This window comes from Escherichia sp. E1V33 (assembly GCF_004211955.1).
GTDB lineage: Bacteria > Pseudomonadota > Gammaproteobacteria > Enterobacterales > Enterobacteriaceae > Escherichia.
In genome coordinates, this window is the sequence record NZ_RHJI01000009.1 from 172,021 (window position 1) to 198,539 (window position 26,519).

A 26,519-nucleotide genomic window follows, 5' to 3' on the forward strand; every position below is an offset into this window, starting at 1 on the left:
GATTTCATCATAATTTGAAAGCGGATAGCGGCGTCAGTTCCGCTATCCGCCTTATGAAAATCTTATTCTCTTCGCAGGAGGCGGAATACGCCCAGAACGAGAATAGCTCCCACCACCGCCACCAGGAAGCTGTGCAAATTAAAACCGCTGATGGAGCCGCCAATGCCAAACATGGTCGCCAGCCAGCCGCCGACCACCGCACCGACTATCCCGAGAATACAGGTCAGGAAAAATCCACCACCATCACGCCCCGGCATGATTAGCTTGGCGATAATGCCGGCTATCAGGCCAAAAATAATCCAGGCAATAATTCCCATGTTCAGGCCCTCGTTTCTATGAACAGGACGTAAGAAATGACTACGTCAACGCTCTAAGTATAGGCAAGGGTAAATTTGATGTCGGGCGTCTGGCGGTTGATTTGCAGCCAGTATGTAAAAAAAATTCGCATTTGTATAAAGTTTTGTTAATCACTACCGATAAACCAAAGACAGTTTGTCGGTCAGGAGTTTTTCCGCGTGAGTCACTACCATGAGCAGTTCCTGAAACAAAATCCTTTAGCAGTGCTGGGCGTTTTACGCGATTTGCATAAAGCCGCAATTCCCTTGCGTATCATTTGGACTGACGGTCAACTGATCAGCAAAATACTGGCAATAAGCCCTGATAAACTGATACTGGATTACGGTAGTCAAGCAGAAGACAATAATGCTGTGCTTAAGGCGCGGCACATTACCATTACCACCGAAACTCAGGGTGCGAAGGTCGAGTTTACTGTTGAACAATTACAGCAAAGTGAATACCTGCAGCTTCCGGCCTTTATTACCGCACCACCACCCGTGCTATGGTTTGTGCAGCGACGCAGATATTTCCGCATCTCCGCCCCACTTCATCCGCCTTATTATTGCCAGACCAAACTGGCAGATAACAGCACGTTACGTTTTCGTCTTTTCGACTTATCACTGGGGGGAATGGGGGCGTTACTAGAAACGGCAAAACCAGCCGGGTTGCAAGAAGGCATGCGCTTCGCACAGATTGAAGTCAACATGGGACAATGGGGCATTTTTCACTTTGACGCCCAGTTATTGACGATCAGCGAGCGCAAATTGATTGATGGTAAAAATGAAACCATCTCCACTCCCCGTCTGAGCTTTCGCTTTCTTAACGTCAGCCCGACGGTGGAGCGGCAATTACAGCGGATTATTTTCTCACTAGAGCGGGAAGCCCGTGAGAAAGCGGACAAGGTACGCGACTGAGTTACATTGCGTCCAGAGCCTGCTCGAGTTTGTAGATATAGCGTGGAGCCTGCGGCGCGGGGTGATTTCTCGCTACGTGATCGAGGAACTCGTCAGCGTCCAGATCGTTGATTTTGCTGATCGCCTTTTTCCGATCAGAGGAGAAAGTCCGTAGCAGTGCGCCAGCCCCGTTAGCGTATGACACCACCAGCGCATATTGCAGTACTTTCGGATCTTCAATACCTGCCAGTGGGCCGGTTTCCAGAATATTCAGGTAAGCCGCCCCCATTGAGATATTACGCTCCGGATTTTTAAGCTCACTGGTCGTCGGTTCGCCGCTCCAGCCCATGCGACGATACACATCACGTCCGGACGTTGAGGCTTTTAGCTGCATCAGACCAATCGCATTCGACTTACTCACCGCGTTCGGGTTACCGCCCGATTCGATAGCGATAATCGCCGTGATCAATTGTGGATCGACGCCCCAGGCCGCACCGGCTTTCTGACTTATTGGCATCCACTTCATTGCACGTTGTACCGGAACTTTCGCATTCCACGGGGGATTCGTATAGTCATGTTTTGATGAACAACCAGCTAATAACACAATCAAAAAGGCAAACCATCTCAATTTCACTTCATCTATCCTTATAGCCTGGAATCGCCGTTGAGGTGACAACGGCACACCTAAGCGGCATGATATACAATTCGTTTCTGTTGTCAGCAAGGAATTGCCATGTCTCAGTTTCACTTAATCGCCCCGTCGGGTTACTGCATTAATCAGCACGCCGCGCAGCGCGGTATTCAACGCCTGATGGATGCGGGTCATCAGGTCAATAACGTAGAAGTCATTGCCCGTCGCTGTGAGCGGTTTGCAGGTACGGAAACGGAGCGTCTGGCGGATGTTAATTCCCTTGCGGGGTTGACGTCGCCCAACACTATCGTACTGGCGGTTCGCGGCGGTTACGGCGCCAGCCGCTTACTGGCGGATATTGACTGGCAGGCGCTGGTTGCTCGTCAACAACATGATCCGTTGCTTATCTGCGGGCATAGCGATTTCACAGCCATCCAGTGTGGGCTGCTGGCCCAGGGTAATATCATCACCTTTAGCGGCCCGATGCTGGTGGCGAATTTTGGCGCGGAAGAGCTGAACGCCTTTACCGAGCACCATTTCTGGCTGGCATTACGCAATGAAACATTCACCATTGAATGGCAAGGGGAAGGCCCGACGTGTCGGAGCGAAGGCACGTTGTGGGGAGGCAATCTCGCGATGCTGATTTCGCTGATTGGTACGCCGTGGATGCCGCAAATTGAGAACGGTATTCTGGTGCTGGAAGATATTAACGAGCATCCTTTCCGCGTCGAACGTATGCTGTTACAGCTCTATCATGCCGGAATTTTACCGCGTCAGAAGGCGATTATCCTCGGCAGCTTCAGTGGTAGCACGCCCAATGATTATGACGCCGGTTACAATCTGGAGTCGGTGTACGCGTTCTTGCGCTCTCGCCTGTCAATTCCACTCATTACCGGCCTCGATTTTGGTCATGAACAACGCACGGTTACGCTGCCGTTGGGCGCACATGCCATCCTTAATAACACCCTGGAAGGCTCTCAGTTGACGATAAGTGGTCATCCTGTTCTTAAAGTGTAAAAAAATCACGCTTCAGGGCTAAGTAAAACGCTGTTTCTGCCGCTAATATGGTAGGGTTTATATAAGAGACAGCGTAATCAGGAGTAACCGACCGTTGGATGCCACAACAATAATTAGCCTTTTCATCTTAGGCTCCATCCTTGTCACCAGCAGTATTTTACTTAGTTCATTTTCTTCCCGCCTTGGCATTCCCATTCTGGTTATTTTTCTGGCGATCGGCATGCTGGCGGGGGTGGATGGCGTCGGCGGCATCCCGTTTGATAATTATCCTTTTGCTTACATGGTAAGTAACCTCGCACTGGCAATCATTTTGCTCGACGGCGGGATGCGCACCCAGGCCAGCTCATTTCGAGTGGCGTTAGGTCCGGCGCTGTCGCTGGCGACGGTGGGCGTGCTGATTACTTCTGGTTTAACCGGCATGATGGCGGCGTGGCTATTTAATCTCAATTTGATTGAAGGCTTATTAATTGGCGCAATTGTCGGTTCCACGGATGCCGCAGCGGTATTTTCCCTGCTTGGCGGCAAGGGGCTTAACGAACGTGTTGGCTCAACGCTGGAAATAGAATCCGGCAGTAATGATCCGATGGCCGTCTTTCTGACCATTACCCTGATTGCGATGATCCAGCATCATGAAAGCAATATTAGCTGGATGTTCATTGTCGATATTCTGCAGCAATTTGGCCTGGGTATTGTAATAGGTCTTGGCGGCGGTTATTTACTGCTGCAAATGATCAACCGCATCGCCCTGCCCGCCGGATTATATCCATTGCTGGCATTAAGCGGCGGTATTCTGATTTTCTCATTAACCACTGCGCTGGAAGGTAGCGGTATTCTGGCGGTTTATCTGTGCGGTTTTCTGTTGGGTAATCGCCCTATTCGCAACCGCTACGGCATTTTGCAGAATTTCGACGGACTCGCCTGGCTGGCACAAATCGCCATGTTCCTCGTGCTGGGCCTGTTGGTTAACCCGAGTGACTTACTGCCTATTGCCATTCCGGCGCTCATTTTGTCCGCATGGATGATTTTCTTCGCTCGTCCCCTGTCAGTATTTGCTGGATTACTGCCGTTCCGTGGCTTCAATTTGCGCGAGCGCGTATTTATCAGTTGGGTCGGACTGCGCGGCGCGGTGCCGATTATCCTGGCGGTGTTCCCGATGATGGCGGGCCTGGAGAATGCACGACTGTTCTTTAATGTCGCCTTCTTCGTGGTTCTGGTGTCGCTGCTGTTACAGGGAACATCGCTCTCGTGGGCGGCGAAAAAAGCCAAAGTGGTAGTTCCCCCCGTCGGACGCCCGGTATCACGCGTTGGCCTTGATATTCATCCGGAAAACCCGTGGGAACAGTTTGTTTATCAGTTGAGTGCCGATAAATGGTGCGTGGGCGCGGCGCTGCGCGATCTGCATATGCCAAAAGAGACGCGTATTGCAGCACTGTTTCGTGATAACCAGTTGCTTCATCCCACCGGCAGCACCCGACTGCGTGAAGGCGACGTCTTGTGCGTGATTGGTCGGGAACGCGATCTCCCGGCGCTCGGTAAATTGTTCAGCCAGTCACCGCCGGTCGCGCTGGATCAGCGATTCTTTGGTGATTTCATTCTTGAAGCCAGTGCCAAATATGCCGATGTGGCACTGATATATGGTCTGGAAGACGGTCGGGAGTATCGCGATAAACAGCAAACGCTGGGAGAAATTGTCCAGCAATTGTTAGGCGCGGCTCCGGTTGTCGGTGACCAGGTTGAGTTTGCCGGGATGATCTGGACGGTGGCAGAGAAAGAAGATAATGAAGTGTTGAAGATTGGCGTTCGGGTAGCGGAGGAAGAAGCCGAATCTTAAGCTTGATGCGTCTTGTATCACCGGATGCGACGCTGGTCGCATCCAGTGACAAAAAGTTACACCGTCACAACAGGCACACGTAACGCCAGCGCGGACATCAACTCATAGCCAACGGTTCCGGCAGCGGCGGCGACATCATCAATTTTGATTTCTTTGCCCCACAACTCAACCGGCGTACCAATTCCCGCCTGCGGGCAAGGCGTTAAATCTACCGCCAGCATATCCATCGAGACAGTCCCTACCGTCATGGTGCGCACGCCGTCCACTAAAACCGGTGTACCGGTTGGCGCATGACGTGGATAACCGTCGGCGTATCCGGCGGCAACAATGCCAATTCGCTGTTCATCGCGCGCGGTATAGCGACCGCCATAGCCCACACGATCACCCGCTTTTAGCGTCTGGATACCAATAATCTCGCTGCTTAACGTCATTACCGGACGTAATCCGGTATTGGCGATGTCGCGCCACTGACCGGACGGCGATGCACCATACAAAACAATCCCCGGACGCACCCAGTCAAAATGCGCTTCCGGATGCCACAGCGTCGCCGCCGAATTAGACAACGAGCGTCGACACTCAAGCCCTTCCGCCGCCTGGTCAACACGCGCCATCGCCTCGGCAATCCCATCAGGATACTCGGCCTCGGCAAAATGCGACATCAGGGTCATTTCGCCAACATTCGCCATCGCCCGCAATTGCTGCCAGACGGTAGACACGCGATCGGGCAGGAAGCCCAGCCGATTCATTCCACTGTTCACTTTAAGATAAATATCCAGTGGTGCTTTTAGCCGCGCGTTTTGCAACGCTTTGAGCTGCCAGTTACTGTGAACACAGGTAGTCAGGCGATACTGGTCATAAATCTCCAGATCCTGGGCGTGGAAAAAACCTTCCAACATGAGGATAGGCCCTTTCCAGCCGCGCTCACGTAACGTTATTGCCTCTTCCAGATTAAGTAACGCAAAGCCATCGGTGGCCCCAAGCGCGCTCCAGATACGCTCAATACCGTGCCCGTAAGCGTTCGCTTTTACCACCGACCAGACGCGTGCGTGCGGCGCGGCCTGGCGGACAATGGACAGATTCTGTTTTAATGCCTGCAGATCGAGGCTGGCCTGTATCGGACGGGTCATCTCGTTTCCTTAGCTGTGCGCGCCATGTAAATGGCCCGGGCGTGATGGCGTAAATCCACGGCTGTAGCGCGCTACGCTTAAATCCTCATACGGGATAGCGGGCGTGCGACCAGAGAGCAGATCGCTTAACAGCTGACCAGAACCGCAAGCCATCGTCCAGCCGAGCGTGCCGTGACCGGTATTCAGCCACAGATTTTTGAAGCGTGAGCGACCAACAATCGGCGTGCCGTCTGGCGTCATCGGGCGCAGACCGGTCCAGAACGTGGCCTGTTCGACATGACCACCGCGCGGATAGAGATCGCGAACTACCATTTCCAGCGTTTCACGACGCGGCTGTAACAGTTCAGTGTTAAAGCCTACAATTTCCGCCATTCCGCCAACGCGGATGCGGTTATCGAAACGGGTAATGGCGATTTTGTAGGTTTCATCAAGAATGGTGGATACCGGCGCACCATCTTCCTGCACAATCGGAATGGTCAGGGAATACCCCTTCAGCGGATACACTGGAATATCAACAATGCCTTTAAGCATCGCCGTCGAGTAAGAACCAAACGCCATCACATAAGCATCGGCCTTAATTACTTCATCACCACACTTCACGCCGTAGATTTGCTCGCCGTCGCAAAGCAGTTGATCGACGGGCGTATTAAAGCGGAATTTAACCCCCGCCTGCTCGGCCATCCGCGCCAGATTCTGGGTAAACAGCTGGCAGTCTCCGGTTTCGTCATTGGGCAGTTGCAGACCGCCGGTCAGTTTATGAGCCACTTCTGCCAGCGCGGGCTCCACTTCCGCCAGGCGGCTGGACTCCAGTAATTTGTACGGCACACCAGCATCTTCCAGCACGGCGATATCGCGAGTGGCATTTTCATACTGTTGTTCAGTACGGAACAGTTGCAGCGTCCCGCCCTGCCGACCTTCATACTGGATATTTGTCTCTGCGCGTAATGCTTTCAGGCAATCACGGCTGTATTCTGCCAGGCGCACCATCCGCCCTTTATTTTCCATATAGTGGCTGGTGTCGCAGTTACGTAACATTTGCCACATCCATTTCAACTGGAACTGCGTACCGTCGAGACGAACGGCCAGCGGCGCATGGCGCTGAAACATCCATTTAATTGCTTTTAAAGGCACGCCTGGTGCCGCCCACGGCGCGGCATATCCGGGAGAGATTTGCCCGGCATTCGCGGCGCTGGTTTCAAGAGCCGCCCCCGGTTCCCGATCAATGACAGTGACCTCATGTCCTGCCTGATTCAGATACCAGGCGCTGGCAACGCCTACCACACCACTTCCCAGTATGACAACTCGCATAGCCACTCCGATAACGGTAGATACAGTAAAAGAATAATAATCTAATTACATCTTGATAACTCAGTTGAAAATATTATTCAACATATGGGTTTTTTATGGTGAGCTGGCTCACATCTCCCTGACACGGAGAGAATATGCTGTCTTTGGTATCTCCTGCTGAACGTGCTTTTTATCCAGCAGAAAATTCCGTTGAGAAGCTAATTATTGGCACTCCGATAATAAGAAATCGCAAAGAAAAAAATTCTCCGGTGACGCGGTTTTTAACAGGTGTTCTATGCTTGAAATGAGGCGTTCCAAACAGAGAGCGCCGACAACAATGAGGTGCGCGTATGGCGACGATCGATTCTATGAATAAGGACACCACACGTTTGAGCGATGGACCCGACTGGACGTTCGACCTGCTGGATGTTTACCTTGCAGAGATAGACCGGGTGGCGAAACTCTATCGGCTGGATACCTACCCGCACCAGATTGAAGTGATCACTTCGGAACAGATGATGGATGCCTACTCCAGCGTCGGCATGCCGATTAACTATCCGCACTGGTCATTCGGTAAAAAGTTTATCGAAACCGAACGTCTGTATAAGCACGGTCAGCAAGGGCTGGCCTATGAAATCGTCATTAACTCTAACCCGTGTATCGCTTACCTGATGGAAGAGAACACCATCACCATGCAGGCGCTGGTGATGGCACACGCCTGCTATGGACATAACTCTTTCTTCAAAAACAATTACTTATTCCGTAGCTGGACCGACGCCAGTTCAATCGTCGATTACCTGATTTTCGCGCGTAAATATATTACCGAGTGCGAAGAGCGTTATGGCGTGGATGAAGTAGAACGGCTGCTGGACTCCTGTCATGCCCTGATGAACTACGGCGTGGACCGTTACAAACGACCGCAAAAAATCTCTCTCCAGGAGGAGAAAGCCCGACAGAAAAGTCGCGAAGAGTATCTGCAAAGTCAGGTCAACATGCTGTGGCGTACCCTGCCGAAGCGTGAGGAAGAGAAAACGGTTGCTGAAGCGCGCCGCTATCCGTCCGAGCCACAAGAAAACCTGCTCTATTTTATGGAGAAAAATGCGCCACTGCTGGAATCATGGCAGCGTGAAATCCTGCGTATTGTGCGTAAGGTGAGCCAGTATTTTTATCCGCAAAAACAGACTCAGGTGATGAACGAAGGCTGGGCGACTTTCTGGCACTACACCATCCTTAACCATCTGTATGATGAAGGGAAAGTGACCGAACGCTTTATGCTGGAGTTTTTGCACAGCCACACCAATGTGGTTTTCCAGCCGCCCTATAACAGCCCCTGGTACAGCGGAATAAATCCGTATGCGCTTGGTTTCGCCATGTTCCAGGATATTAAACGGATTTGTCAGTCGCCGACGGAAGAAGACAAATACTGGTTCCCGGATATCGCCGGTTCGGACTGGCTGGAAACATTGCATTTTGCGATGCGTGATTTCAAAGATGAGAGCTTTATCAGCCAGTTCCTGTCACCGAAAGTGATGCGTGATTTTCGCTTCTTCACCGTTCTGGACGACGATCGCCATAATTATCTGGAAATTTCTGCCATTCATAATGAGGAAGGTTATCGGGAGATCCGTAACCGATTATCGTCGCAATATAACTTAAGTAATCTGGAACCGAACATTCAGATCTGGAACGTGGATTTACGCGGCGACCGTTCACTGACGCTGCGCTATATTCCGCATAACCGCGCTCCGCTGGACCGGGGGCGTAAAGAGGTGCTGAAGCATGTGCATCGCCTGTGGGGATTTGATGTGATGCTGGAACAGCAAAACGAAGACGGCAGCGTCGAGTTGCTGGAGCGTTGCCCGCCAAGAATGGGAAATCTGTAAAAACAACAAAAAACCCCTCGTTTGAGGGGTTTGCTTTTTAAACGGAAGGGATTATCGCCCCTGAATGGCTAAATCACCCGGCAGATTTTTCTGCATCCGGTGCCAAATCTCACCACTCTCATGCCCATAGCGACGCACTGTTTCGTAAACCTGATCATGCGCGCCTTCAGTGCACAATGCCGATAGCTTGTGGTAGAAGCCCAGTGCCAGACTGCGCGCCTCCGGATTAGCGAAATAGTGACGACCGATTCGCGTATACAGCCCTTTCATTCCGTTGAGGATCAGACCGTAAATGGGATTGCCGGAGGCAAACGCCAGACCGCGGAAAATGTTGTAATCCAGCTCGGCAAAGGCGTCGGCGTGATCGGCCACTTCATTGGCGGTTGCCAGCACTTCTTGCGCTTTATCAGGATGCTGACGAAACGCGGTGCGAATAAAAATAGTCGAAATATTGGTACGCACTGACAGCAAATTATCAATCAGCTGCGGCACGCTTTCGTGGTCCAGTCGCGCCAGCGTCTCAAGTATATTCAACCCGGAAGTTTCCCAGAAATTATTCACTTTCGTCGGCTTGCCGTGTTGAATGGTCAACCAACCGTCTCGTGCCAGACGTTGTAACACTTCACGTAACGTAGTACGCGTTACGCCAATTAATTCTGAAAGTTCACGTTCTGCGGGCAAAATAGTCCCGGGAGGGAAGCGGTTATTCCAGATACTTTCAATAATGTACTCTTCCGCGAAACCCGCCGGGCTTTGCGCCTTAATGACCATAGTGAGATTTCCATAACACAGCAAAACAAAGTTGCACTCATCATACCAGAGGGCTAACTACGCTGATAGCAGACAAAAAGAAGAAAAAAGGGATCAAGGCTTCATTTTCCGCAAGTCTTCCCCCTGGCTATCAAAACTTGCCTCACTCCTGCCAGGCCGTTAAGCTTTGCGCTTAAACATAAAAACATCATTGATTATTTGTAAGGTAAGGGAAACCATCATGGAGATCTCCTGGGGCCGCGCCCTATGGCGCAATTTTTTGGGCCAGTCCCCCGACTGGTACAAACTCGCCCTCATCATTTTCTTAATTGTAAATCCGTTAATTTTCCTCATCAGTCCTTTTGTCGCAGGCTGGCTGCTAGTGGCGGAATTTATTTTCACTCTGGCGATGGCCCTGAAATGCTATCCGCTGCTCCCCGGTGGCCTATTGGCTATCGAAGCCGTTTTCATCGGGATGACCAGTGCGGAACACGTCCGTGAAGAGGTGGCGGCAAACCTTGAAGTCTTGCTGTTACTGATGTTTATGGTGGCGGGCATCTATTTTATGAAACAGCTGTTGCTGTTCATTTTTACTCGCTTGCTATTAAGCATTCGCTCCAAAATGCTGCTATCGCTCTCTTTTTGCGTGGCGGCGGCGTTTCTCTCCGCGTTCCTCGACGCTTTAACCGTCGTGGCGGTGGTGATCAGCGTTGCAGTCGGTTTTTATGGCATTTATCACCGCGTAGCCTCTTCCCGCACCGAAGATCCCGACCTGCAAGACGATAGTCATATCGACCAGCATTACAAAGTTGTTCTGGAGCAGTTCCGTGGTTTTCTGCGTAGCCTGATGATGCACGCAGGCGTCGGTACCGCATTAGGTGGCGTGATGACCATGGTAGGTGAACCGCAAAACCTGATTATCGCCAAAGCCGCTGGCTGGCATTTTGGCGATTTCTTCCTGCGCATGTCACCAGTGACCGTTCCTGTTCTGATTTGCGGCCTGTTAACTTGCCTGTTGGTGGAGAAGCTGCGTTGGTTTGGCTACGGTGAAACACTGCCGGAGAAAGTCCGCGAAGTGCTGCAACAGTTTGACGATCAAAGCCGCCGCCAGCGCACGCGTCAGGATAAAATTCGTCTGATTGTCCAGGCGATTATCGGCGTCTGGCTGGTGACTGCGCTGGCGTTGCATCTGGCAGAAGTGGGGCTGATTGGTTTGTCGGTCATTATTCTGGCAACATCACTGACCGGTGTCACCGATGAACATGCTATCGGTAAAGCCTTCACCGAATCTCTGCCATTCACCGCACTGTTGACGGTGTTTTTCTCGGTAGTCGCTGTGATTATCGACCAACAACTGTTTTCGCCGATTATTCAGTTTGTGTTGCAGGCTTCAGAACATGCACAGCTTTCGTTGTTCTATATTTTCAACGGGTTGTTGTCATCGATTTCGGATAACGTCTTCGTGGGGACGATTTATATCAATGAAGCGAAGGCAGCAATGGAGAGTGGCGCGATTACGTTGAAGCAATACGAGCTGCTGGCGGTCGCCATTAATACCGGGACCAACCTGCCCTCCGTCGCCACGCCGAACGGCCAGGCTGCATTCTTGTTCCTGCTGACTTCTGCACTCGCGCCATTGATTCGCCTCTCTTATGGCCGCATGGTGTGGATGGCCCTGCCTTACACCCTCGTCCTGACTCTCGTCGGACTGCTCTGTGTCGAGTTTACTCTTGCCCCTGTAACCGAATGGTTTATGCAGATGGGGTGGATAGCAGCGCTTTGATAACAACTGACCGGGCATATTGATGCCCGGTTTGCCTTTTCGCCCGATAATTGTTCGATTACGATCGATTTTTGATTCCCCCTGGTGGCGCAGCGAATGAATTGGTTTAAACTGCGCATTCTATGCATATTGCAGGGATATTATTATGTTGCGATTTTTGAACCAATGTTCACAGGGCCGGGGTGCGTGGCTGTTGATGGCGTTTACTGCTCTGGCTCTGGAACTGACGGCGCTGTGGTTCCAGCATGTGATGTTACTTAAACCTTGCGTGCTCTGTATTTATGAACGCTGCGCGTTATTCGGCGTTCTGGGTGCCGCGCTGATTGGCGCTATTGCTCCGAAAACTCCGCTGCGTTATGTGGCGATGATTATTTGGTTATACAGTGCGTTCCGCGGTGTGCAGTTAACTTACGAACACACTATGCTTCAACTCTATCCGTCACCGTTTGCGACCTGTGATTTTATGGTTCGTTTCCCGGAATGGCTGCCGCTGGATAAATGGGTGCCGCAAGTGTTTGTCGCCTCTGGCGATTGCGCCGAGCGTCAGTGGGAGTTTTTAGGTCTGGAAATGCCGCAGTGGTTGCTCGGTATTTTTGTCGCTTACCTGATTGTCGCGGTGCTGGTGGTGATTTCCCAACCGTTTAAAGCGAAAAAACGGGACCTGTTTGGTCGCTAATCAATTCGACGCTCCTGCGGGAGCGTCTTTTCCCCGCCGCTATGTTTATTTGACCCGCAGTAAATCAGAACTTCGCGTTGTATAACGCGGTGAAAGCATGGCACGCTTCATCTGCCATTGTTGCTGGATACCCTGCCCGGCAAAATAGAGTGTTCCCCTGCCTTCCTTAGCATTCAGCATATCCATTACCGCCATCAATTGTTCACTACCGGGACGCGGTGCGTTGTCATCGAACAAATTTAGCTGCGCCACTCCCTGACTGAAAAAGTCGCCCAGCATCACGCCCGCTTTTTGGTAGCGATGGCCCACTTGCCAGATGGCATCCAGACAGCGCGTAGCCGCATTAATAATGTCTCTGCTGTCCTGGGTAGGCGTAAGTAGTTTTACCGACGCACTATTGCCGTAATAGGATTCATTGAGCGCAAATGGCGACGTTTTAATAAACGTGGAGATAAACCGACAATATTGATGCTCACTGCGGAGTTTTTCCGCCGCCCGGGCGGCGTAACTACAAATGGCCTGCCGCATCGATTCATAATCCGTGATACGTTCGCCAAACGAGCGCGAACAGATAATTTCCTGCTTCGTCGGTGCAAACTCTTCCAGTTGCAAACAGGGTTCGCCGCGCAGTTCACGCACCGTTCTTTCGAGCACGACATTAAAGTGTTTACGAATAAACCGGATATCTGTATCCGCCAAATCGAGAACGGTTTTGATCCCCATCGCGTCCAGTTTTTTGCTGATCCGCCGTCCAATCCCCCAGACTTCATCCACGGGGAGAGCAGACATTAATTTACGCTGGCGTTCCAGATTTGATAAATCCACCACCCCCCCCGTCTGCCGCTGCCATTTTTTTGCCGCATGATTGGCAAGCTTAGCCAGCGTTTTGGTCTGGGCGATCCCCACACCAACAGTAAGATGGGTACGTTGTAGCACCGTTGCGCGAATTTCTCTGCCAAAATCAGTGAGATCGCGACAATTACGTACCCCCGTCAAATCGCAGAACGCTTCATCAATACTGTAAATCTCCACGCGAGGAGACAACTCTTCCAGCGTCGACATCACCCGATTGCTCATGTCTGCGTAAAGCTCATAATTGCTGCTAAAGCAGACAACGCCACAGCGACGAAACAGGTCTTTTTGTTTAAACCAGGGATCACCCATTTTGACGCCCAGCGCCTTTGCCTCAGCATTTCGGGCAATAATGCAACCGTCGTTATTCGATAACACAACCACCGGTTTACCCCATAAGTCAGGGCGAAACACCGCTTCACAACTGGCATAAAACGAGTTCACATCACAAAGGGCAAACATCAGCGCATCGCCTTTATTACATGGACAACGACGCCAAAGACATCCAGCGTATCCTCGCTGCTGAGGGTAATCGGCGAGTACGCACTATTCATGGGAATAAGCTGTACCGTCGGGCGTAGTTGCAATTTTTTCACCGTAAACTCGCCGTCAACAGCAGCGATGACAATATCACCGTGGCTGGCGGTAATAGCGCTATCGACAATCAGTAAATCACCGTCACTAATTCCACCGTCAATCATAGAATCACCACTTGCTTTGACGAAGTAAGTCGCGCTGGGATGCTGGATCAACAGTTGATTCAGATCGATGCGCTGTTCAACGTAATCTGCGGCCGGTGAAGGAAAGCCACACTGAACAAGATCGCTAAATAGCGGAAAAGTCAAAATTTCGCGGAGATCCGCAGGCTTGATAAACAACATAATAATCTGCCTGAAGTTATACTGTTTTTATATACAGTAGTCTGTTCTTGCCAGCAGATCAATACTGATTCAGGCTATCAATATTTGTCGCTGTGTAGGCTGCTCTTTAATAGTAGCGATGGCAGCTTAACGTAAAGCTGGCGACATTAATCACCTATCGCCACCTTGCGCCTGACTTATTTAACCCTGACAGCAAGCCAAATACCCGTCTCCGCTGCACACCGATTACCGCCCCACAGTTAACCGTCTGAACGTGGTATGAATATGTCGGTAAGCATTACCTAAAAATACGGTTAATTTTAGAGTTTAAACCTTTTTTAGTTATTAGTAAGATACCTGTGCTTCCAAAAAAGCTGGGAAATTCAACAACTCTTGGAAATTTTTGGACCTTGTCCCGCGGCTTCAATCCGACAGCCGCGTTTCTTTTTACTATCTCCCCATCGTAAACCACGGACCTTGTTCTGCGGCTCATCCTGTACCCGTGTGATCCTGGCTGCGTAATGAATAGTGGTGAGTTCTCTGTTGCGACATTAACCAGTTCTTTGGTGTCATCACTTCGGACTCTGTCCACCACAATAAATCTGAGAAGATGGACAACGCGAACAATAACGTTGACCATAAATAAACCTCAAAAAAAATAATAACAGAAGCCATTTATTTTATTAACAACAAGGATTTAATGATCAATAGAATTACAGGTGTTTTAATTAGTGGGATAACTTCGATATCAAAAATGATAAAAAGAATAGTTATTGTTTTCCTGACACATTGTTTCCGGGGGAAACCTTCAAGATGGTCATTGATAATGACCAAATCAATAATATCTGCTGATATTTATATTTTTATCTTGAAGCGTTTTTAAATATAACACTAAAGTTTATCGTTCAGCTAAAGACACGTTACCATGAATTAGCAGTATGAATGGCGTTTTTCAGCACGGCGTGATATTAATCATTCCGAGTTGGATAATGAAAAACAACATGACAGGCGAGAAGTTAATGCAGGACTATTCCAGGAGTGGGGGACGTTGCGTAACGCTGGATAGACAACAAGTGAAACGGGATCTTCGTTAGGTAATTACGCTCAGGCAGTAGCATTCTACGGCGAGCCCATCGCCTGATGGAGATTCTTTGTCCGCTGTCATTTGCATTATTGTAGAGTAAACATAGACTGAAATTGAGCAATCTCACGTAATCAGAATCCCTCGTATAGCGGGTGATTCTCAGTTCCAACAGCCAGGTGCATAGCACTAAATAAAGCTAACAACATAAAAGGGCTTTATAACCTTTTTTGCGTATTCCACAAGCATATTCATGGGTATTTTTATATCAACCACCTGTAACTCATGCTGTATGATCGGATATATAACAAAGTCGTTTGATGTACGAATTTACCATCTTTCAATTTATACCCCCCAGAACACCTAAGGCGAATAAGCATGCATGTTCAGGCGGTCTAATGAATGTGCCCATCGGTTACGGTATTTGAATTAGAGTCATAGCGCAGATTATCGTTTTTCGCGTGCTGCAACTTAATTATAAACAGCAATGATGCTCTCACTTTCTAGCCCGACATTTTTTTACAGGATTCAGGATTAAAACTTCAGCTCACCGGTAAAAAATATTTTATAATAGATAAAGAAGCATAAACCAACGAGATATCCGTTTTCATAAATGTCGACAGAGTCAGACAAACAACGCCCTTTTATATTATCATCCACAATTAATTTCTGGCTGTAATAATAATTATAGCACCGTTCCTCCAGTATACCGCCAGCCCTGGCTTCATCGCGGCACTCTGGCGACACGTCTGGAAAATCAGATTCATTTTTTACCGGGCAGCAAATCGCGAATACACTGTGCACCAGACCTTGTTATTGATGACCAGAATACCGCAGCTGCGGCTTGACTGATGCGGGCTATTGCGCCCAGTCAGGTTTATTTAAGATATGGTCCTGCCAGTCAATCACTTCCGACTCTTTCACCGCGATATGGCGCACTGAGATGCGTTCGCCATGCATGGCTGCTTTTGAACCGGTAAGTAGCGGATGCCACGCAGGTAAATCTTTACCCTCCGCCAACAAGCGATAAGCGCAAGTCATCGGTAACCATTCAAACGTGGGCAGATTTTCACGAGTTAATTTAATGCAGTCGGGTTCAAACTCGAAGCGGCGTTCGTAGTTCCGACATTGACAGGTTTTAATATTGAGCTGACGGCAGGCGACGTTAGTGAAGTAGATTTCGTCGGTGTCTTCATCCATCAGTTTATGCAGACAGCACTGACCACAACCATCACACAACGACTCCCATTCTGCATCGCTCATTTCGTCCAGGGTTTTACTTTGCCAGAAAGGTACATCGCTCATCAGGTGTTCCACCATTACGTTAAAACGGACCTTATAACCAGTCTGGCACGGCGATGCAAGCTTTGCCGCCCCTTTCAGGCGGCAAAAGTATTACAAAACGCGAGTTGTCAAAGAATGACCGTCGAAAGTAACCGTCAGTTCATCGCCACTGTGCAGCGGGCCAACACCATCAGGCGTGCCTGTCAGCACAACGTCACCGGCCTTAAGGGTAAAAAATTTGCTCATATAAGCAATCAGTGGAACGATTTTGTGGATCATGTCCGCTGTCGTACCTTGTTGGCGTTGTTCGCCGTTTACACTTAGACCCAGTGACGTATTTTGTGGATCACCGGTGAACTCTGCTGCAGGAATAAACCCGGAAAGTGGACAAGAGTTATCAAACCCTTTGGCCTTTTCCCACGGCTGCCCGGCTTTCTTCATTTTTCCCTGAACATCACGTAATGTCAGATCGAGCGCTACACCGTAACCTGCAATAGCCTTGCGCACATGCTCTTCCGTGGCCTGGCGTAGCGTCGCGCCAATCAATACGGCCAGTTCAACTTCATGATGAACCGAGCCAAAATCAGAGGGGATAGCCAGGGGCTGGCGCAGATCACACAGTGCCGTTTCAGGTTTAATAAACAACACAGGTTCTTCGGGCACTTCACTCCCCATCTCTTTGATATGTTTGGCATAGTTACTGCCAACACAGACGACCTTACTCACCGGATAATCCAGCAGCGCACCTTGCCAGTTGTGATGTTGATACATAACGTTCCTCTCACTTCATCGTGGTTCTTAAAACCCGCTCCAACGAATATGATGCCGCCGCCGGATATCGGTTATTTGTTAGTACTGTCTGTATTTTTCGCCATCACAGAAAGATGTTGTTTAAGCAAATCTTCGGGTGGTGGTGGTAACTGGAGATAATAACCTTGCTCGGCTAATGCCTGTTTAACTTTCTCAATATCGGCATTAACCAGTTTTTTCCGCCCATCCAATGGCAGAATCATCGCGAGTTGAGGTTTGCCAAACCCTTTCATCAGCTCCTCTGGAACACGCGAAAAATCGTCTTTTTTTTCGACATATAAATAGGTCTGGTCACGTTTGCTACTTCGATAGATCACACAAAACATAATTTTACTCTGAATAAATGTGGGGGTGACTTGCCTCAATATAATCCAGACTATAACATGCCTGATAGTCTTCGTAATATCATCGCTCGCTGATGATGATAATTAGCTAATTGAGTAAGGCCAGGATGTCAAACACGCCAATCGAGCTTAAAGGTAGCAACTTCACCTTATCAGTGGTTCATCTGCATGAGGCAGAGCCTAAGATTATTCATCAAGCGCTGGAAGACAAAATCGCTCAGGCCCCCGCATTTTTAAAACATGCACCCGTCGTACTCAATGTCAGTGGCCTCGAAGAACTGGTCAACTGGTCAGCAATGCACAAAGCTATCTCAGCAACTGGCTTGCGGATAATTGGCGTCAGCGGTTGCAAAAATGCGAAACTGAAAGCTGAAATAGAAAAGATGGGGCTACCAATCCTGACTGAAGGAAAGGAAAAAGCGCCACGTTCAGCTCCCGCTCCCCAGGCTCCAGCGCAAAATACGATCCCGGACACAAAAACACGTTTAATAGATACTCCTGTACGTTCCGGTCAGCGCATTTATGCTCCACAATGTGATTTGATTGTTACAAGTAATGTAAGTGCAGGAGCAGAATTGATCGCGGATGGTAACATTCATATCTATGGCATGATGCGCGGTCGTGCGCTGGCCGGGGCTAGTGGTGACCGGGAAGCGCAAATATTTTGTACTAACCTGATGGCCGAACTAGTATCTATTGCTGGTGAATACTGGCTGAGTGATAAAATCCCAGTAGAATTTTATGGCAAAGCGGCACGGCTGCAATTAGTCGAAAACGCTTTGACCGTTCAATCGTTAAATTGATCCCTTTTTAACAAGGAATTTTTATGGCACGCATTATTGTTGTTACTTCGGGGAAAGGGGGCGTTGGAAAGACCACCTCCAGCGCGGCCATCGCCACTGGTTTGGCCCAGAAGGGAAAGAAAACTGTCGTGATCGATTTTGATATCGGCTTGCGTAATCTCGACCTGATTATGGGTTGTGAGCGTCGGGTCGTGTACGATTTCGTTAACGTCATTCAGGGCGATGCAACGCTAAATCAGGCGTTAATTAAGGATAAGCGAACTGATAACCTCTATATTCTCCCGGCATCGCAAACTCGCGATAAAGACGCCCTCACCCGCGAAGGGGTGGCCAAAGTTCTTGATGACCTAAAAGCGATGGACTTTGAGTTTATCGTTTGTGATTCACCGGCGGGTATTGAAACCGGTGCATTAATGGCTCTTTATTTCGCCGATGAGGCCATTATTACCACGAACCCGGAAGTCTCTTCAGTTCGTGACTCTGACCGTATTTTAGGTATTCTGGCGTCGAAATCACGTCGCGCAGAAAACGGCGAAGAACCCATTAAAGAGCACCTGCTGTTAACGCGCTATAACCCTGGCCGCGTGCACAAAGGAGACATGCTGAGTATGGAAGACGTGCTGGAAATCCTGCGCATCAAACTCGTCGGTGTGATTCCAGAGGATCAATCCGTACTGCGCGCCTCTAACCAGGGTGAACCGGTCATTCTCGACATCAATGCCGATGCGGGTAAAGCCTACGCAGATACCGTAGAACGCCTGTTGGGTGAAGAACGCCCTTTCCGCTTCATTGAAGAAGAGAAGAAAGGCTTCCTCAAACGCTTGTTCGGAGGATAAGTTATGGCATTACTCGATTTCTTTCTCTCACGGAAGAAAAACACGGCCAACATTGCAAAAGAACGGCTGCAGATTATTGTTGCTGAACGTCGTCGCAGCGATGCAGAACCACACTATCTGCCGCAGTTGCGTAAAGATATTCTTGATGTCATTTGTAAATACGTACAAATTGATCCCGAGATGGTAACCGTGCAGCTTGAGCAAAAGGATGGCGATATTTCCATTCTTGAGCTTAATGTGACCTTACCAGAAGCAGAAGAGCTGAAATAAGCTGTATTAGCTCAAACCTGATCTGACAGTTACCGGTTGTTTATACAGGTATCTGTCAGATTGCATTTGGTCTGAATTTCGCACTCCCTTCCCTCCATTGTCAGCTCAAATCGCCGCTAATTCACATTATCGCCACCAGAGCGAAATCACTTACCTTGCCTTTTCTGATAAATGTTTTTTACATTTAAATCACACAACAATATTGATATTTCAGATCGTCTAACCTTTACAATACTATGTTAACAGCTGATGACATTTCTTGAAGAAAATATTTCAAATCAATGAGTTAATCCTTATTTAAGACTATTCTCATTCAAGCATTAAACACAATTACTATTATACCTTTCGCGCTCATTTTGAATTATCTGAATAATATCGGGCGTTCTTTAGTTAAACGAAAATTAATTAAAGACGAAATTATTGTGTGTGCAACTTACTTAATACCGGACATCTAAGTTGAAGAAAAAAATACTCGCCTTCGGGCTTATCTCAGCATTGTTCTGCTCCGCGCCAGCGATGGCGGATATGAATCGCACCACGAAAGGTGCGCTGTTAGGTGCAGGCGTAGGTTTACTGACTGGCAATGGCGTTAATGGCGTACTGAAAGGCGCTGCTGTAGGCGCTGGTGTTGGTGCGGTAACTGAAAAAGGTCGTGACGGTAAAAATGCCCGCAAAGGTGCGAAAGTAGGTGCTGCCGTTGGCGCAGTCACTGGCGTGTTGACCGGCAACGGTCTGGAAGGCGCGATTAAAGGGGCTGTGGTTGGCGGCACGGGTGGTGCCATTCTGGGTAAAATGAAATAAGGAATGATGATGAAAAAATTTGCATTACTGGCAGGTCTGTTTGTTTTCGCACCAATGAGCTGGGCGCAGGACTACAATATTAAGAACGGTTTGCCGGCAGAAACCTATATTACTTGTGCTGAAGCCAATGAAATGGCAAAAACTGACAGCGCACAGGTTGCAGAAATTGTTGCGGTAATGGGTAACGCCAGCGTAACGAGCCGTGATTTAAAAATTGAGCAATCACCGGAACTGAGTGCCAAAGTGGTAGAAAAACTGAACCAGGTTTGTGCTAAAGATCCGCAAATGCTGTTAATTACCGCCATTGATGACACCATGCGTGCCATTGGCAAAAAATAATTATTAATGTCGTACCGCGCCGATTGATTCGGCGCGTTTTTTTAGCTGGCGTAATAATCAGAACTTATATTTAAATCCCACCATGACTGCGGTGTCATTGTAGCCATTATCACCCAGTTGAACGCCAACATTTCCCCAGACGCTGGCCGCTGGATTCAGATTGCCATTAACGCCGAGTTTAATTTCCCCCAGATTACGCGCACCGTCTTGTTCAACTTTCACCCCGTTCATTGAGACAGCAAAATTTTTACTGTTATGAATCCAGTTCATTTCAACAAAAGGTTCAAAGTCGTCACCGTGCGGGCCGCTGTTTTTCTCCACTGTACGGATAAAGGTCCGGAAACCGAGTCGGGTCTGGATGTTGTTATTCGCGTTGTTTTCAACTCGTGTGCCGTTAGCTTCCGTGTGCACGTCATGATCTACGCCCATCCAGATTGCCTGTAGCTGTGGCTGCAAAATCCATTCATACTTCGCCTCTTCCAGACCAACGTGTTGATTCAACGCGAAACCGTACCCGGCTTCCAGCGAGGCGGTCGCGCCTTTTGCGCTGTATGATTCGTAGGCCAATTCATCCCCTTTCACCGAGTTTTTGAACCAGCTATATTGCGCCCAGGCATCAACGTATGCGCCTTTTTTGCTGAAATCATCAGCAAACCAGGTGGCGTATACACCTACGCTATATCCTCTTACGCTACCTTTGGAACGATAGTCAGAAACGCTGGAGTGAGAAGAGTTGTAATGACGAGCGTATCCTGCCATCAAACCAAACCGCCAACTATCACTGTCGGTAAAACCGCCTGTTAGCAAATCACCCCCTAGTTGCGAAACATAGCGATGCGAGGTTGTTTTCAGCTGTCCGCTGCTGTCTCGCCAGGCGTTGTGTCCGCCGATCTGACGTAGCCATAATCGACTAGAACGCGGCTGTTCTACCGCAGGATCGATGTAGCGGGTTTCTCCAGCGCGATCATTCAAACGCATAACAAACATAGTGTTAGCTGCAGCGATGTTAGCAACGTAGCTGCCACCTTCGGGACGAAGGACTGGTCCAGGAGTTGCTGTTGGTTCTGAATTTCCCTCTGAGCTGTTATTTCCCTCTGAGTTATTATTCTCCTCATTCACTGACTGATAACTTGTCAGATACCAGTTTTTGCCTTGCTGTTTTAGTTGATATTCAAAAGCTCCGGCGGCAATCCTTGCATCGCCTTGTCTGAAGGCATCCGCTGGAGATTCATCGCCATTCACAGTTATGAGTTCGATCCCATTTAGCGTGGCCGCACCGCTTCCTCCGGCATTTTTCACATAGACGGTAGTCGTACCCGAAGTATTACCCTCAACAATAAGTCTGTCCGTAGCCGCTTGATCATCACCTAATACGGTACGAAAGTTAAGCTGACCATTATTACCGACATAATTACCTTTTACGGTTAACGTTTTTCCCTGGGTAAATGTTTGGCCATCATCATGCGAAAGATTGATAATGCTGTCTGAATTAGTCAGATGGGTAACAACGGAGTCCTTGTTCATATACCAGATTGAGGTATCAGAAAGCGTCAGAGTAGTTGTACCACCAGCGAGTTTTGCACTTCCATTAAATTCCGACGCCGTGGCTGTAATGCTGGCATTCCCATTCTGATTATCAATGAAGACATCATTTAATGATGTCAATGTGCTTCCTTCAAGTTTGATATTAGCTATTCCGCTTTCATCCCCATCATTAGTAGATTCTGGGGCTAAAGAACTTGCCGATACAACTGAAATACTCGCGCCTGTAGAGTTTGCATTTACCTGCTTAAGTGTTAACTCTCCACCATTATAAATCATCGCAATATTTGCGTTTTTATTAGCGGTGTTTATTTGACTTTGCTCGACACTAATTGAGCCTCCTCGTATAGCAAGTGCATGGCTGCCCTCATTATTCGTTAAAATATCAACATCACTAAGTTTTACTTCAGCGTTAAGGCCATTTGCGTAAGCACCATAGCTATTTTCACCAGACGTTTCGATGGTTCCGTGGGTTACATCAACGATCGCCTTAGTCCCTGTTGTATCGAAGTGGCCAGTAGGTTCCGTATCAATGGCATCAGTGCAGCCACGCTTATCGCCAGGGGCAGAACACGCTAAAACACCTGCGGAATAATTACCGGTTGTCGAAACTACGATATTCCCCACAGTGGTTAACTCTGTATCGGTTAAAGCGTTATTAACCTGACTGAGCAGTCCCGCAGCATGGGTTCCCGTAGTGGTAACAGAATTATTACCACTAATGATAATCCTCCCGCCCTCTTCGCTCACAATACCATTTGACGAACGCGCATCGTAATCATCGCTGAGTTTATTTCCCGTTGTTTTTATAGTTACGTCTCGGATATATGCTTGCGCGTTATCAACTGATATCCCATAGCTACCATCACCAGAAGTATAAACTTCAATGACATCAGATAAAAACAAACCACCATCGCGGGCAGAAATGGCATGGCTATTATTACCTGACGTTGTTATTTTTGAATTAAAAACCAACAAGCCCTCGTAAGGAGAGTTTACATACAGGGCCGGAATATCGCTAGATTCTTCAGGTTGGTTTATTTCTTCATTTTCTATCCTCTTAAGATATATTTCTTTAAAATCATACTCCGCATACGCATTACTCATCGCCAGAGCAATAAGTCCCAAACTAACCCCGGGTATTTTTTTCAGTTTCATAGATTAGCCATCCATTCATTGGATTAACAAACGTTCCTGGTCAAATAACCTATAAGTGCAGATTACCAAAATGGATGGTGAAGGCAAAAACAAAAAATTCAAATATATAAACAGAGACAAAGCATGAATGATAAATAAGCCAGTATTATCGTTTTTTTACTTATTTTTATGATATTGATCACTTAAGAGAGGGAAAACTGATTAACAAATAACGTATCAGCTGCAAAACCATTAATAGTTACCAGCGCAATTATTCTGTATATATATAAAATCCATTGTGATTACACCACTGTTGATAACTATTTTTGCAATATTTCCTCCTATGGTCTGTTTCCGAAATCATCAACCTGTGACTCAAGCCAAGTGAAACCATGATCATGATACGCGGGATACCATCAACAGGACATTAGCCCAATAAATGGTAGTTTAATCGCCAGGCCACGTCAGGATAAAACATTCACTGCCAGCAACACATTCCGCCGTTTTCTGACAGTGATAACAGAAGGATTAATGCTGATCCCTATGGCTAATGAGTTTTTCCCTTAACCGATTAACCACATTGATCACCAACCAAACCAACGCATTTAGCAAATTTATAGTAACAAGCACTTCTCCCAGCCAGGTGCTGGGTTTGGCAAAAAGGATAACCAGGAAGGTGATTAGCATAAATGCAATGGAGAAAATGATATACAAAGTAAAATAATCCAAATTATTACTCTTGTTCATGCTACTGATGGTAATCCTGTCAAAAATTTCAGACAATTATAGCAAACAAAATAATGAACAATAGTAACAAGACGAAACGAGCCAATTAGCTGTCTATAATTACGTCACTTTACGCGTGGGCGATCATTTTTCACTCAACTACCACTTTCACCTTCGGTTTTGAGAGAATAATTTTGACCAGCTCAATATATGTCACCGGTTTATAGAAATAGTACCCTTGTTGGAACGTGATGTTGTTTTTGTTCAGGTAATCGAGTTGCTCCTTCGTCTCAACGCCTTCAGCGACAATACTGATAGAAAGTTTGCGCGCCAGATCCAGCACACAGTCCAGAATCCGGGTGGAATCTGGATCTGCGTTGACCCGCCCGACGAAACTGTGATCAATCTTAATATAATCAATATGTAGATCATGGAGATAAGAAAGCCCCGAGTATCCAGTACCAAAATCATCCAGTGCAATGACAAAACCATTTTCATGCAACATGTTTAGTCGCTGGACCAGACTTTCATCAACATGCAAAGGCTCACGCTCAGTAACTTCAAGTACGAGATTCAAATCACGGCGCGCGAAGCTGTCTTTGTATTTCAGACATTCTTCAACAAATGTCGGCGAAATAATATGCGAGGCGCTGAAATTTATCCCAACGTGAAAACCTTCAGGCAGTTTGCTTTCGATCGCATTCATTTGTTTGGCAACCTGGCCCATCAAACTTTGGGTGAGCGGAACTATCAACCCTGATTTTTCAGCAAGAGGAATAAAAGCCGCAGGAGAGATATATCCTCCTCGAGGGTGTTTCCAGCGGGCAAGGACTTCCACGCCGCGTAACGTTCCTTCCCGCCCATTTACCACAGGTTGATAAAAAGGCACAATTTCACCGTTATGTATTGCCCGCCGGAGGATCTCTTCAGGTGTCGAGCTTTTGTTGAAATATTTATCAAGCAGGAAGGCAACGGCGCAGGATATTAACAAAATGAATATCAATATCACCAGACCTTTATCGATAAGTCTGCTAAAGCTAAATAGAGGCGGCTGGTTATAAATAATACTGAAATGATACTTTGTCGAGTTAACTCGTCCAGAAAAGTGATTATTACCATTGAGAGTCGTCACATCTCCCGACGGGCCAATAATACTACCGCCAACGAGTAAAATATATTTAGTCCCCGTCAACGGCACATTGAGCGCCCCACGAATATGTTGATCGCTAATAGTCACCAAAATTCGAGTATCTGCGAACTGATTCTGATAAAGCAAAATGGGCATTTTATTAACAGTATCGATTGCCGGAGCTAGTAGTAAATTGCTTTCAGGAATCACGGGTATACGTGATAGCAGCACGCGATTGCCCGGCAGCGATGTACACCAGACCGCATCTTGTTTGAGAATGATGATCGTACGCAGATGTGGCTTGAGCGCTGCTTCCGTACCTAGTTGATATTGTTCATCCAGATCGCACCCTTTTCTGGCTATTTCAAGTGCCGTTTGAGTCGCCTGTGCCGCTTCCTCAAGTATATGATTGATATTGTTTGCGGCATATCTCGCCCCTGCCAGGTTCTCCGCTTTTGCGGAATACCAGAGCTGGATGTTCAAAATAGAGACGCCGGTAATAAACAGGCAAACCGCAGCGAGGATAGGGATAAGTGTATTGCGCATCTGCGTGTCCCTGACAACAGGTTAATAGAGGGGTGATATTCATTCGCTCAATCTGGCGTCTACAAAGAGCATGGTCGAGAGAATCAGAAATATCCACGCATCAGATGAAATTTTGCCCAACATGCCGCAAGTCTTTCAATGACTGATGAAAAACTAATGTTTGTGTTAATCAATTGGTCTTTAAGCAGACAAGAGGCATAGGGTAATAATTCGGGAACAAAAATATAGGTTGAGCACGTTTCCCTTTAGCTTTAACTTTCGCCTTTATGCATATGCGAATCAATAGGTTGAATGCATTTCTGTACCAATAATTCCAGCTTTTTCAGCGTCTGTATTGCCGTTGAGTCAAGTCCATAACATTTCAATTCTTCTGCCGAGTGAAATCTTACGTTGACCTGTCCTCCTGGCAATTGGCGAAGGAGTACCCTGAAAGGTAAATCCAGAGCTAGGTCTGGATGTTCCAACATCAAAGGCGTTCCCTTTTCAGGATTACCAAATACCAGAACAGCCGTTGGCGGCATTACAAGACCTGCATTACGGGCAGCTTTCGCGTGGTCAAACTCGCCAAATAAAACCAGACCATTATCTGATACCGCCTTAAGAAGACGTGTTCTGGTATGCTCGAAGTCAAATGCACTGTTGAGTTGAATCATAACGTCTTACCATTAACACAATAATCAATGTGAACTATCAAATAACCATAATATAAATACAAAATTTTAAAACCTGAACTTGTTCACATTCTTGTATATCAGAGAAATAACAATTTCCGATAACTCACTCTAACCAGTTAGAATTAAAAATTCTCAATATCCACTATGTTTATAAAACCATCAAGCTAACGCGGACTCTGATTCCATAAGACACTCCCTTCATAAACCCTGTAGTTACAAATGTAAATAGACCCGTTTTAGTTCCATGCACTTTTTGAGAACCCGGCCAAAT

Annotated in this window: 25 protein-coding genes; 11 read left to right on the forward strand and 14 right to left on the reverse strand. The window is 47.8% G+C overall.

All coding sequences use genetic code 11. The annotated features are described in order from the left end of the window. Window positions 1–62: 62 nt before the first annotated feature. Entirely contained in the window at window positions 63–317 is a 255-nt protein-coding gene (locus D9742_RS07810; protein ID WP_000511315.1) for a GlsB/YeaQ/YmgE family stress response membrane protein, read from the reverse strand. A 198-nt stretch (window positions 318–515) separates the two neighbouring features. Between D9742_RS07810 and D9742_RS07815 the strand changes: the two genes are divergently transcribed. Then, the gene (locus D9742_RS07815; RefSeq protein ID WP_130236514.1) at window positions 516–1,250 is read left to right on the forward strand and encodes a flagellar brake protein; all 735 of its coding nucleotides are present in this window, start codon (window positions 516–518) and stop codon (window positions 1,248–1,250) included. Window position 1,251: 1 nt separating this feature from the next. Here the strand turns inward: D9742_RS07815 and emtA are convergent, their stop codons facing one another. Further along, a complete protein-coding gene (gene emtA, locus D9742_RS07820) occupies window positions 1,252–1,863 on the reverse strand; it encodes a membrane-bound lytic murein transglycosylase EmtA (protein WP_130205637.1) in 612 nt (203 codons plus the stop codon). 99 nt (window positions 1,864–1,962) lie between these two features. Between emtA and ldcA the strand changes: the two genes are divergently transcribed. Further along, window positions 1,963–2,877, forward strand: coding sequence for a muramoyltetrapeptide carboxypeptidase (gene ldcA, locus D9742_RS07825; protein WP_130236515.1), 915 nt, complete (start codon window positions 1,963–1,965; stop codon window positions 2,875–2,877). Window positions 2,878–2,971: 94 nt separating this feature from the next. Continuing rightward, window positions 2,972–4,708 carry a potassium/proton antiporter gene (locus tag D9742_RS07830; protein WP_064528688.1) on the forward strand — a complete coding sequence of 579 codons (1,737 nt, stop codon included), beginning with the start codon at window positions 2,972–2,974 and terminating at the stop codon, window positions 4,706–4,708. A 56-nt stretch (window positions 4,709–4,764) separates the two neighbouring features. Here D9742_RS07830 and dadX read toward each other — a convergent pair whose 3' ends face one another. Both dadX and dadA read right to left on the reverse strand, forming a co-directional pair. Beyond that, window positions 4,765–5,835 carry a catabolic alanine racemase DadX gene (gene dadX / locus D9742_RS07835; RefSeq protein WP_130236516.1) on the reverse strand — a complete coding sequence of 357 codons (1,071 nt, stop codon included), beginning with the start codon at window positions 5,833–5,835 and terminating at the stop codon, window positions 4,765–4,767. A gap of 9 nt (window positions 5,836–5,844) precedes the next feature. Next, the gene (dadA, locus tag D9742_RS07840; protein WP_130236517.1) at window positions 5,845–7,143 is read right to left on the reverse strand and encodes a D-amino acid dehydrogenase; all 1,299 of its coding nucleotides are present in this window, start codon (window positions 7,141–7,143) and stop codon (window positions 5,845–5,847) included. A 329-nt stretch (window positions 7,144–7,472) separates the two neighbouring features. Here dadA and D9742_RS07845 point away from each other — a divergent pair, with 329 nt between their 5' ends. Further along, window positions 7,473–9,005: a SpoVR family protein gene (locus D9742_RS07845; protein WP_000190855.1), complete on the forward strand. Its 1,533-nt coding sequence runs from the start codon at window positions 7,473–7,475 to the stop codon at window positions 9,003–9,005. A gap of 51 nt (window positions 9,006–9,056) precedes the next feature. On the opposite strand, the gene fadR is transcribed toward D9742_RS07845, so the two are convergent. Further along, the gene (fadR, locus tag D9742_RS07850; RefSeq protein ID WP_001487980.1) at window positions 9,057–9,776 is read right to left on the reverse strand and encodes a fatty acid metabolism transcriptional regulator FadR; all 720 of its coding nucleotides are present in this window, start codon (window positions 9,774–9,776) and stop codon (window positions 9,057–9,059) included. Between the two features lie 220 nt (window positions 9,777–9,996). Here fadR and nhaB point away from each other — a divergent pair, with 220 nt between their 5' ends. Both nhaB and dsbB read left to right on the forward strand, forming a co-directional pair. Continuing rightward, the gene (gene nhaB, locus D9742_RS07855; protein ID WP_130236518.1) at window positions 9,997–11,538 is read left to right on the forward strand and encodes a Na(+)/H(+) antiporter NhaB; all 1,542 of its coding nucleotides are present in this window, start codon (window positions 9,997–9,999) and stop codon (window positions 11,536–11,538) included. A 145-nt stretch (window positions 11,539–11,683) separates the two neighbouring features. Continuing rightward, entirely contained in the window at window positions 11,684–12,214 is a 531-nt protein-coding gene (dsbB, locus tag D9742_RS07860; RefSeq protein WP_130236519.1) for a disulfide bond formation protein DsbB, read from the forward strand. 45 nt (window positions 12,215–12,259) lie between these two features. Here the strand turns inward: dsbB and umuC are convergent, their stop codons facing one another. From umuC to D9742_RS07895, 5 genes are all read right to left on the reverse strand, one after another. Further along, on the reverse strand, window positions 12,260–13,528 hold the full coding sequence (gene umuC, locus D9742_RS07865; protein WP_130236520.1) for a DNA polymerase V catalytic protein: 1,269 nt from the start codon (window positions 13,526–13,528) through the stop codon (window positions 12,260–12,262). Further along, window positions 13,528–13,947, reverse strand: a complete 420-nt coding sequence (locus D9742_RS07870) for a translesion error-prone DNA polymerase V autoproteolytic subunit (protein ID WP_130236521.1) — start codon at window positions 13,945–13,947, stop codon at window positions 13,528–13,530. The genes umuC and D9742_RS07870 overlap by 1 nt, the downstream gene beginning before the upstream one ends. A 1,918-nt stretch (window positions 13,948–15,865) precedes the next feature. After that, complete coding sequence (locus D9742_RS07885; protein WP_001306825.1) at window positions 15,866–16,312, reverse strand: YcgN family cysteine cluster protein; 447 nt, start codon at window positions 16,310–16,312, stop codon at window positions 15,866–15,868. Between the two features lie 90 nt (window positions 16,313–16,402). Beyond that, complete coding sequence (locus D9742_RS07890; RefSeq protein WP_064528670.1) at window positions 16,403–17,062, reverse strand: fumarylacetoacetate hydrolase family protein; 660 nt, start codon at window positions 17,060–17,062, stop codon at window positions 16,403–16,405. A gap of 71 nt (window positions 17,063–17,133) precedes the next feature. Beyond that, a complete protein-coding gene (locus D9742_RS07895; RefSeq protein WP_130236534.1) occupies window positions 17,134–17,427 on the reverse strand; it encodes a YcgL domain-containing protein in 294 nt (97 codons plus the stop codon). A gap of 125 nt (window positions 17,428–17,552) precedes the next feature. Here D9742_RS07895 and minC point away from each other — a divergent pair, with 125 nt between their 5' ends. From minC to D9742_RS07920, 5 genes are all read left to right on the forward strand, one after another. After that, window positions 17,553–18,248: a septum site-determining protein MinC gene (gene minC / locus D9742_RS07900; RefSeq protein WP_130236522.1), complete on the forward strand. Its 696-nt coding sequence runs from the start codon at window positions 17,553–17,555 to the stop codon at window positions 18,246–18,248. Between the two features lie 23 nt (window positions 18,249–18,271). Then, window positions 18,272–19,084 carry a septum site-determining protein MinD gene (gene minD, locus D9742_RS07905; RefSeq protein ID WP_000101043.1) on the forward strand — a complete coding sequence of 271 codons (813 nt, stop codon included), beginning with the start codon at window positions 18,272–18,274 and terminating at the stop codon, window positions 19,082–19,084. Between the two features lie 3 nt (window positions 19,085–19,087). Continuing rightward, window positions 19,088–19,354: a cell division topological specificity factor MinE gene (gene minE / locus D9742_RS07910; RefSeq protein WP_001185664.1), complete on the forward strand. Its 267-nt coding sequence runs from the start codon at window positions 19,088–19,090 to the stop codon at window positions 19,352–19,354. A gap of 456 nt (window positions 19,355–19,810) precedes the next feature. Beyond that, window positions 19,811–20,155, forward strand: a complete 345-nt coding sequence (locus tag D9742_RS07915) for a YMGG-like glycine zipper-containing protein (protein ID WP_130205610.1) — start codon at window positions 19,811–19,813, stop codon at window positions 20,153–20,155. Window positions 20,156–20,158: 3 nt separating this feature from the next. Next, on the forward strand, window positions 20,159–20,494 hold the full coding sequence (locus D9742_RS07920; protein ID WP_074399524.1) for a YmgD family protein: 336 nt from the start codon (window positions 20,159–20,161) through the stop codon (window positions 20,492–20,494). Window positions 20,495–20,551: 57 nt separating this feature from the next. On the opposite strand, the gene D9742_RS07925 is transcribed toward D9742_RS07920, so the two are convergent. The 4 genes from D9742_RS07925 to D9742_RS07940 form a co-directional block, all read right to left on the reverse strand. Beyond that, window positions 20,552–23,194, reverse strand: a complete 2,643-nt coding sequence (locus D9742_RS07925; RefSeq protein WP_130236523.1) for an autotransporter outer membrane beta-barrel domain-containing protein — start codon at window positions 23,192–23,194, stop codon at window positions 20,552–20,554. A gap of 507 nt (window positions 23,195–23,701) precedes the next feature. Further along, on the reverse strand, window positions 23,702–23,920 hold the full coding sequence (ymgF, locus tag D9742_RS07930) for a cell division-associated protein YmgF (RefSeq protein WP_130236524.1): 219 nt from the start codon (window positions 23,918–23,920) through the stop codon (window positions 23,702–23,704). A 130-nt stretch (window positions 23,921–24,050) separates the two neighbouring features. Further along, the gene (locus tag D9742_RS07935) at window positions 24,051–25,574 is read right to left on the reverse strand and encodes a cyclic diguanylate phosphodiesterase (RefSeq protein ID WP_130236525.1); all 1,524 of its coding nucleotides are present in this window, start codon (window positions 25,572–25,574) and stop codon (window positions 24,051–24,053) included. Window positions 25,575–25,825: 251 nt separating this feature from the next. After that, a complete protein-coding gene (locus D9742_RS07940; RefSeq protein ID WP_130236526.1) occupies window positions 25,826–26,227 on the reverse strand; it encodes a DUF302 domain-containing protein in 402 nt (133 codons plus the stop codon). Window positions 26,228–26,519: the final 292 nt, after the last annotated feature.

What these genes read in the sequence shown, in the direction of transcription:
- D9742_RS07810 (WP_000511315.1), bottom strand. Translation starts at nt 317, where the DNA reads ATGGGAATTATTGCCTGGATTATTTTTGGCCTGATAGCCGGCATTATC.
- ldcA (WP_130236515.1), top strand. Translation starts at nt 1,963, where the DNA reads ATGTCTCAGTTTCACTTAATCGCCCCGTCGGGTTACTGCATTAATCAG.
- dadX (WP_130236516.1), bottom strand. Translation starts at nt 5,835, where the DNA reads ATGACCCGTCCGATACAGGCCAGCCTCGATCTGCAGGCATTAAAACAG.
- dadA (WP_130236517.1), bottom strand. Translation starts at nt 7,143, where the DNA reads ATGCGAGTTGTCATACTGGGAAGTGGTGTGGTAGGCGTTGCCAGCGCC.
- D9742_RS07845 (WP_000190855.1), top strand. Translation starts at nt 7,473, where the DNA reads ATGGCGACGATCGATTCTATGAATAAGGACACCACACGTTTGAGCGAT.
- fadR (WP_001487980.1), bottom strand. Translation starts at nt 9,776, where the DNA reads ATGGTCATTAAGGCGCAAAGCCCGGCGGGTTTCGCGGAAGAGTACATT.
- nhaB (WP_130236518.1), top strand. Translation starts at nt 9,997, where the DNA reads ATGGAGATCTCCTGGGGCCGCGCCCTATGGCGCAATTTTTTGGGCCAG.
- dsbB (WP_130236519.1), top strand. Translation starts at nt 11,684, where the DNA reads ATGTTGCGATTTTTGAACCAATGTTCACAGGGCCGGGGTGCGTGGCTG.
- umuC (WP_130236520.1), bottom strand. Translation starts at nt 13,528, where the DNA reads ATGTTTGCCCTTTGTGATGTGAACTCGTTTTATGCCAGTTGTGAAGCG.
- D9742_RS07870 (WP_130236521.1), bottom strand. Translation starts at nt 13,947, where the DNA reads ATGTTGTTTATCAAGCCTGCGGATCTCCGCGAAATTTTGACTTTTCCG.
- D9742_RS07885 (WP_001306825.1), bottom strand. Translation starts at nt 16,312, where the DNA reads ATGAGCGATGTACCTTTCTGGCAAAGTAAAACCCTGGACGAAATGAGC.
- D9742_RS07890 (WP_064528670.1), bottom strand. Translation starts at nt 17,062, where the DNA reads ATGTATCAACATCACAACTGGCAAGGTGCGCTGCTGGATTATCCGGTG.
- D9742_RS07895 (WP_130236534.1), bottom strand. Translation starts at nt 17,427, where the DNA reads ATGTTTTGTGTGATCTATCGAAGTAGCAAACGTGACCAGACCTATTTA.
- minC (WP_130236522.1), top strand. Translation starts at nt 17,553, where the DNA reads ATGTCAAACACGCCAATCGAGCTTAAAGGTAGCAACTTCACCTTATCA.
- minD (WP_000101043.1), top strand. Translation starts at nt 18,272, where the DNA reads ATGGCACGCATTATTGTTGTTACTTCGGGGAAAGGGGGCGTTGGAAAG.
- minE (WP_001185664.1), top strand. Translation starts at nt 19,088, where the DNA reads ATGGCATTACTCGATTTCTTTCTCTCACGGAAGAAAAACACGGCCAAC.
- D9742_RS07920 (WP_074399524.1), top strand. Translation starts at nt 20,159, where the DNA reads ATGATGATGAAAAAATTTGCATTACTGGCAGGTCTGTTTGTTTTCGCA.
- D9742_RS07925 (WP_130236523.1), bottom strand. Translation starts at nt 23,194, where the DNA reads ATGAAACTGAAAAAAATACCCGGGGTTAGTTTGGGACTTATTGCTCTG.
- ymgF (WP_130236524.1), bottom strand. Translation starts at nt 23,920, where the DNA reads ATGAACAAGAGTAATAATTTGGATTATTTTACTTTGTATATCATTTTC.
- D9742_RS07935 (WP_130236525.1), bottom strand. Translation starts at nt 25,574, where the DNA reads ATGCGCAATACACTTATCCCTATCCTCGCTGCGGTTTGCCTGTTTATT.
- D9742_RS07940 (WP_130236526.1), bottom strand. Translation starts at nt 26,227, where the DNA reads ATGATTCAACTCAACAGTGCATTTGACTTCGAGCATACCAGAACACGT.